Raw genomic sequence first — 2467 nt, forward strand, 5'->3', positions numbered from 1 at the left:
CGCACTGCGGTTTTCCCAGACAGAGACAGCCGTGAAGCTCCGAATCAAGCATCTCTGTCTTAGTGTGTTTAATGGCATGCAGCTGAATATCAGATTGCGGGAACTTTGTCTGTACCGTAATTTTATTTTCATCAGCCGCTGAAAACTTAAGAATCGCGCCTTTTCCGCTGATCGGGTAATCAGCTGTAAAGTTCTCGGCAGTATACGAGCATCCTGTCAGGAGCATAATCATCATGACAGCATTGGCAAACACTTTTTTCATATCACATATCCATCCGGTAAATAGCTATTGCCTCCGTGAAGAAAAACACGAATGCTAAAGGAAAACTGAAACAGGACTTACCTTGCGGCAGAAGCAACCACAGATCTGATGGTCTTATCCAGGTGTCTGAGATCGACATGTCCGGAGTCCGGCGAGAACAGCACTTCCACTCCGCTGGTCAGTCTTATGATGGCCTGAGAGCTTTTGTACGGGCATACTTCAAAACGAAATGAGACATGGGGAGTCTGCGGCTTGCCGTTAGTTATTTTCTTTCCTTCATACCCCATATAGGCATCAAAGAATCCCGTATAACAGAAATGATTGTCCTGACTGGCGTTAACATGATGCACCGAAGGGTTTCTCTGGAGGCCGCTTACGGTGGTGGCAACATTGTACGGCACCTCAAATTCGCCGGTACGCGGAACAAAAGAGGTAATTATGGATCTCTCATGGGATTTCATCAGGCTGAACATATTTGCGGGATGATTCTTCAAGTACTGCAAAGCATTTTCCACCCAGTTACTGTCAACTCTGGCGGTCATGAGTCCAGTCTTATACTCGAAAAGCCGCTCAGCAGTCGTGGGGTGTATGATGTAATCGCGGTACCCCTTGCCCTCTTCGGTTTTTAAAACAGCCTTGTAGACTTCAAGAATTACTCCCTGATAATCATTCTCACTTTCAACTTTTGCATAAGGATTACAACCCCAGGCTCCCTGATAATACGATGCTCTGGTTGCCGTTCTGATTACAAAGATCTCTTTTCCGTCATATGTCAGCTCTGCCTGAGGCTGAACATATCCGGTGCAGACACCTACCGCGCCAAACAGCCCGGGAATCACCGAGCTGTAATCAATATCGTCGTTAAAGCTGAGCTCGTATACATCAGTCACGGCTGACCTGAAGCTATAGTCATTGGGCACTGAAATACGGAGATCCTGCTCGCCTGAAAGCCGGGCAACCGGCTCATTTATGCTGTAGGTCTGCGGGGAGGAGCACCCCTGAACCGCCAGAGCGGACAGCATGGCTGCGCTTCCGGCTGCAAAATATCTGAAAGCGTTCCGGAACTGCGCCGGAAAAAAATAACGCTTAACTCTGTTAGCGCTGTTCATAAATAATCACCTTTCCTGACATGGAACAAACTGCGTCTTAATCACCTGTCACAAACCGAGCGCGCGGCAAAACAACCGCGCCTGTTTGCTCCGCTGCTAAGCCGCAGGAATGACAGGATTAATCCCGCAAAACACTTATGTTTCAGGACTTTAAACAACCTGTAAAACTATACGCGATCTTACAGTTGTTTTTTTTTGTACAGTTTTATTGTTCGCTGCTGCTACCAAGTGTGAGCTATATCACATTTTTAACAGTTGCCGTATGTACAGGCTTTTCTCAAACATGGTCAAACACTGCCGATTTTTCGGATGAGATTTTGCCGGGAAAGAGTTCTGAGTTTATCCGCCGGCGGAGGGGAAGGGGCAAGCGCTGTCAGCCAAATTCTGATCAGGGGGAGCAGGAATTTGAGAATTGCGGCGGAAGTTAATGAGAACTTAAGGGGGCTGAAAAGCCTGAAGAGGTCAGACGGGAGAGGTATTTTGCCGGGCGAATCGTTTTCTGACGGGATGTTCTGCTCAGCGGACGGTCATCTTCCGCCCTGCCGGAAGCTTTTAGTCTCCCCCGCTACCTCTGGAAAAATATCAGAAGCTTAAGGAAAATTATGAGGGCCGCGCCTCCGGTATAAATCAGACACCGGCTGTGCTTCTGACAGAAGCTTACTCTCTCCGCCCCGGCCACCGCCTTCCGGTATCTGTCAACGGCCCAGGAGGCATACACCCGGTAAAGTCCCGATCCCTTGTCCATGGCCAGTCCGAAATCCGGGAGCTTGCCCACGGCATGCTTTTCAGTCAAAAGCAGGGCTCTTGTGGCATCATCGATCTTTTTCAGGAGATTCAGGTTTTCCGGAGCCAGAGCATTGCCAAGGTCGCTGAAAAAATCCGCCCCGGTACGATCATCCTGAATAAACCGGGGAATAATGGTTACCGCTTCCCGGGGATCTATGAAGCAGACCCGGGCTTCCGCAAAGGAAAAAATCACCGCAAAGCTGATTTCATCATCCTCGCCAAGATAGTAACAGTCCATCATATACGGGAAGCTTTTGCCGAAGCAGCGCAAAATGCGGGGAGAACCGGAACTCTCCAGTTCATTGAAGCC

General features: G+C 49.0%; 3 protein-coding genes. All 3 read right to left on the minus strand.

Annotation, left to right across the window (positions count from 1 at the left end):
* Window positions 1–262 (minus strand): hypothetical protein (locus ACJROR_RS03440; RefSeq protein ID WP_406545872.1); only part of this gene is annotated, 262 nt, incomplete at its 3' end.
* A gap of 77 nt (window positions 263–339) precedes the next feature.
* A complete protein-coding gene (locus ACJROR_RS03445) occupies window positions 340–1371 on the minus strand; it encodes a hypothetical protein (protein WP_406545873.1) in 1032 nt (343 codons plus the stop codon).
* Between the two features lie 565 nt (window positions 1372–1936).
* The coding region (locus ACJROR_RS03450) for a hypothetical protein (protein WP_406545874.1) at window positions 1937–2467 on the minus strand (531 nt) is incomplete at its 5' end.

Origin of the sequence: Succinimonas sp. (assembly GCF_045225735.1) — a bacterium.
Taxonomy (GTDB): domain Bacteria; phylum Pseudomonadota; class Gammaproteobacteria; order Enterobacterales; family Succinivibrionaceae; genus Succinimonas.

Coding starts and splice junctions, on each gene's coding strand:
- ACJROR_RS03445 (WP_406545873.1), bottom strand. CDS start 1,371: ATGAACAGCGCTAACAGAGTTAAGCGTTATTTTTTTCCGGCGCAGTTC.